Origin of the sequence: uncultured Gemella sp., assembly GCF_963537375.1 — a bacterium.
Taxonomy (GTDB): domain Bacteria; phylum Bacillota; class Bacilli; order Staphylococcales; family Gemellaceae; genus Gemella.
Genome location: NZ_CAUTDQ010000070.1, coordinates 1 through 4,789 on the forward strand (window position 1 = coordinate 1; position 4,789 = coordinate 4,789).

6 protein-coding genes are annotated in these 4,789 nt (G+C 31.9%); 5 read left to right on the forward strand and 1 reads right to left on the reverse strand.

The genetic code is table 11. From position 1 onward, the window contains the following. From RYK99_RS08690 to RYK99_RS08710, 5 genes are all read left to right on the forward strand, one after another. The coding region (locus RYK99_RS08690) for a MucBP domain-containing protein (RefSeq protein WP_314991834.1) at positions 1–1,169 on the forward strand (1,169 nt) is incomplete at its 5' end. A gap of 350 nt (positions 1,170–1,519) precedes the next feature. Next, a complete protein-coding gene (locus RYK99_RS08695) occupies positions 1,520–1,765 on the forward strand; it encodes a hypothetical protein (RefSeq protein ID WP_314991835.1) in 246 nt (81 codons plus the stop codon). A 373-nt stretch (positions 1,766–2,138) separates the two neighbouring features. Next, positions 2,139–2,759, forward strand: a complete 621-nt coding sequence (locus RYK99_RS08700) for a hypothetical protein (protein WP_314991836.1) — start codon at positions 2,139–2,141, stop codon at positions 2,757–2,759. 308 nt (positions 2,760–3,067) lie between these two features. Then, a complete protein-coding gene (locus tag RYK99_RS08705) occupies positions 3,068–3,484 on the forward strand; it encodes a hypothetical protein (protein WP_314991837.1) in 417 nt (138 codons plus the stop codon). 62 nt (positions 3,485–3,546) lie between these two features. Then, positions 3,547–4,047, forward strand: coding sequence for a DUF4064 domain-containing protein (locus RYK99_RS08710; RefSeq protein ID WP_314991838.1), 501 nt, complete (start codon positions 3,547–3,549; stop codon positions 4,045–4,047). Between the two features lie 321 nt (positions 4,048–4,368). Here RYK99_RS08710 and RYK99_RS08715 read toward each other — a convergent pair. Continuing rightward, the coding region (locus RYK99_RS08715; protein ID WP_314991839.1) for an IS3 family transposase at positions 4,369–4,789 on the reverse strand (421 nt) is incomplete at its 5' end.

A 4,789-nucleotide genomic window follows, 5' to 3' on the forward strand; every position in this document is an offset into this window, starting at 1 on the left:
TCACAGGAACACCAGTACCAGCGACAGTACAAGTAAAAGATGCGAATGGAACACCGGCAACAGCAACTTACACACCGACAGTTCGCCCTGATACTAAGTTTGTAGTAGTAGGAAAAGATGGAAAAGAAACAGAACTAATTCCATCTAAAGATGGTAAACAATCAGAAGAGAAAATTGCCGGATACAAAGTTGTTAAGACTGAAACAGATGAAAAAGGTAATACAAAACACATCTATGAAAAAGTAACAACTTCATTCAAGGATAAAGAAGGGAACGAAATTCCAAATTATCCAACAGAAGAAGGTACGACACCGAAGAAAGATATACCAGGATATAGATACGTGAAATCTAATCCACTTCCAAACGGAGATACAGAACACGTATACGAGAAAGTTAAAACTTCATTCAAAGGAAAAGATGGAAACGAAATTCCAAACTATCCAACAGAAGAAGGGGATCAACCGAAGAAAGACATTCCAGGATATAGATTTGTAGAAACTAAGAAACTTCCAAACGGAGATGTTGAACACGTATATGAAAAAGTTAAAACTTCATTCAAGGATAAAGAAGGAAACGAAATTCCAAACTATCCAACAGAAGAAGGGGATCAACCGAAGAAAGATATCCCAGGATATAGATTCGTAGAAACTAAGAAACTTCCAAATGGAGATATCGAGCACGTATACGAAAAAGTAACGACACCAACAACAAACGTAATTACTTCATGGGTTGATGAAGATGGAAATGAAATTAGAACTCCAGAAAAAGGAGAACAAGCTCCAGGAGAAGTATCAGGATATGAATTTGTAAGAACAATCACTGATGAAAATGGAAATGTGAAACATGTATTTAAACCAGTATCACGTATTCCAGAAGCAAGTAGAACTACAATCTGGACAGACGAAAATGGTAACCCAATCAGACCGTCTGAAGAAGGGACTCGCAATCACGGAGAAGTACCAGGATATGAGTTCATTAAGACAATCGTAGATAAAGATGGAAATGTACGCCACATCTTCAGAAAAGTAGAAACAGTAACGCCTAAGACAGAAGTTAAACGTTTAGCAAACACAGGTAGCGAAACTTCTAACTCAGCTGCAGCGGGATTCGGAGCATTAATCGCAGGAATCGCATTAGCAGTAAGAAGACGTCAAAAAAAAGATAACTAGGATATAAAAGTATAAAACACGATAGTTATTCTTCAAGAATCGAGGTATGAGAGTAATCTCAGCCTCGATTTTTGCGTTTTAGGGGTGCATATTAAAGTTCTTGTCAAAGTTAGGGGTGCGGGGCGGAAATCACTCTAGAAATCTAGTTGTATACTGAATCTAGGACATTGAAAAATCTTATCTCAAATATGATGACAAGCAATTATTATTTGTTAATCTAAAGGAGATAGAAAATAAGAATCATCTGGTGTATATTTTATTAGTTTAGTTTTAAAAATCTTGATACTGTCGAAATAATAGTATTTCTAGCGTATAATAAAGGTGAATGAAAACATAACGGAGGGATAAAAATGGGAAATGTACAGGTTAAGAATTTAGATTTAATGATGAATCTAACGATGGAAAAAATAATTAATAAGGTAAAAATGAAAGCAGAACAGGTGTTGTTTTTACAGAAATTATCGAAGGATAATAACGTAATTATGAAAGTAGAATATTACTGTAATAATTGTAATTGTTATTTTGAGGGTGAGAGTCTAGGACTTGGAAATCCTGCTTGTCCATATTGTGGATCAGATAATGTTTCTGATTTTTAAATGGAGCCTTATTGTATCGCTGATATCAAGATTAATGTATTAATATTAAATATATAGTAATAATTTTATTTTATAGAATTGTTAATAAATAGTTGTTTTGGAATAAATAAGATAGTTGACAATATGGTTTTTAAAGTAATAACATTGTTTTAAAGGTGATTGAAGAGGTTTTTAAGTTAATTTTAATTATAATTTAAAGTATGTTTTAAGTAAGATAAAAAGTTTGTAAAAAGATGAAATTTTTTACGAAAAGTGATTGACATAAATTCTGCAATATGATATTATTAATTCCGGTAAAGATACATGAGCGAATATAATTGTCGATTATGTATAGATTATTATAATATAAATTTATTTAATTAAGGAGAAAACAATGTTTAAAAAACTTTTAACGGCTTTATTACCAGTCGCATTTATTTTTTCAGTAGCTAACTTCAGCGGTTCTGAAGCACAAGCAGGAAACCAAAAAATCCACGTACGTGTTGATTTCTTAGAAGAAGGAACTAACAACCGTCTAGCAGAATCAACTAGATTAGCAGGAGACGAAGGAGTTTTCGCTAAAATCTCTATCCCTCAAAACTTAGTTAACAATGCTATCTTAAGACGTGATTTCTCAGCTGAAAGTAAACAACTTATCGCAGCTAACAAACTTTATGATAAAGAATTAGTATACCAAGTATACTTCGCTAAAAAAGCTAACGCAACTGCAAACAATGGTTCTTACTCATACACTGCAGCATACTACACAGCTCAAACTCAAAAAGTTTTAGTGGCTCAAGCAGCTGTTCAAAAACAATTAGTAGCATCAGGAAGTTTTGGATACTCAACAACAACTTCACACACAGTGGTAACTAACCACAAACCAACTGTTGTTACAACTCACAAACCTGCAGTTCAAAAACCTGCGGTAGTTACACATAAACCAGCAGCTGTTCACCACAAAGCTCAACCAACAAGAAAAGCACCAGCGACAGCTAAACGTCGTGGAAGATAATAAAATACTTTAAGAAAACTCCGAATTGATTTTCGGGGTTTTTTATTATTAATCAGAGAACTAAGTGAAATATTAGAGTACTGAATTCAGAGTGTAAAAATATAATCTGCATGGTTTTATAAGTTTGAAATACTTCGAAGGTTAGATTGTATTTTTACGAAAGAAGAAAATATTCGACATTATTGCTCTAGAGTAAAGAAATTAGGTGAATTTCCAAAGTAAATTCTAACCGAGAAAGTATATTAATTGTTATATGTTATAATTAATTTATGATATAATTTAGTCAATATATTAAAAAGGAGAAGTTTATGAAATCAAGAAGCAGAAAAATAGAAAAAACACTAGCGTGGATTGCGAATATTATTTTGATTTCAGTGGTAATCTTAATGTACACGGGTTTTTTCGATAGGCAGCTGGAAGGAATATTTCTTACTCCTGAATTTGTTAGATTTTCATTTTCTAGCTGTATAGAAACTTTTTTGCTCTACACAAGAATTGAGTATTATAGACTAATTGAATTATTTATAATAATTATTAAATTTTCAGTCTTACTAACAGCGCTTATAGCGTTATTGGCGACTTTCATGATGAAACATAGAATCTTTTCAGGGGTAATATTTTTATTTTTGGCTATTATGATAGCTGGAGTGGAGACAGAAGTTGCGGTTCCCGTGTATTTATTGTATTTTATTGTCGCAATTATGTTATTTATTAGAAAAGGTTAAACATTACTAATCTAATATATTTTGTGATATAATTTAATCAATATATTAAAAAGGAGCACTTTATGAAACCATTTAGTAGAAAAGTCGAAAAAATCTTAGCGTGGATCGCGAATGTTATTATGATACTTGTTACAGGGTTACTATCTCTTGGAGCATTCTCTAGTCAGTTAGCAACTGCTTTTAAACAAAAAGAATTTGAACCTATTCTTTATAACTTATTACAAGACCCAGGAGTGGCATCATTATTAAAAAGCTCAGGGTTAGACGTCGTATCGTTACTTGTATTATTGGTAAAAGTTTACACAGTAGTTGCAATTGTCGCCTTAGTATTAGCGTTAATAGCGTCATTTACTATGAAAGCGAGAATTGTTTCAGGAATTTTATTCCTACTTTCAGCTATAGTTATTGGAGTAATGACAGTTGGGATACTACTTCCTGTATACCTATTATACTTTGTTGTGGCGATTATGTTATTCGCAAGAAAAGCGCCTAAAGATTCAATTGATACAGATTTTACACAAACATCTGAAAAACCAGAGATTGACAGATTAGAGTACCTATAAAAGTCTGTGAATATTTGATAATAACAATAAACTATTCTATTGATTTAGTAGTTGGTGAAGATTAAGTATCTTCGTCTGAACTTCGATAGGATAGTTTTTTATTTATCTAACGGTTTTAAAGTGAGAGTTTTAAAAGAGCTCACCCAAAAGACTTAAAACTTAACAAAGTTCATATGAGAACTCATAGACGCAGTGGTTTATTGACATCTAAATTCGCTTTGTAAAAGCTTTTTAGATACCTAATAAACTTTGCGGGGGTGATTCGACAAAATCGATTTCTTTGAAATTGATATGTACCCAAAATTCTGGACACATATATATTTAGTTTAGACATGTGGATGTTATCCTGTATTGTACAGGTGACATCCATTTTGTTTTTGATTGAATTCTCTTGTTGTTGTAATAAGCTATATATTCATATACAGCTTTACTAAACTCTTCAAATGACATATAATTCTTTTCATAACCATAAAATATCTCCGTCTTCATTCTTCCGAAAAATGATTCCATGATACTATTATCATAACAATTTCCCTTTCTAGACATTGATTGAATGATTCCATGTTTTTTTAACTCACTTCTATAGTGTGAATGTTGATACTGCCATCCTTGATCCGAATGCATTATTACCCCTTCTGTTTTTAGAAATTTATTAAATGCTTTTTCTAACATCCTTTTTATCTGATTTAAATTTGGATGTAAAGATAAATCATATGATATTATTTCATTTGTATGCATATCT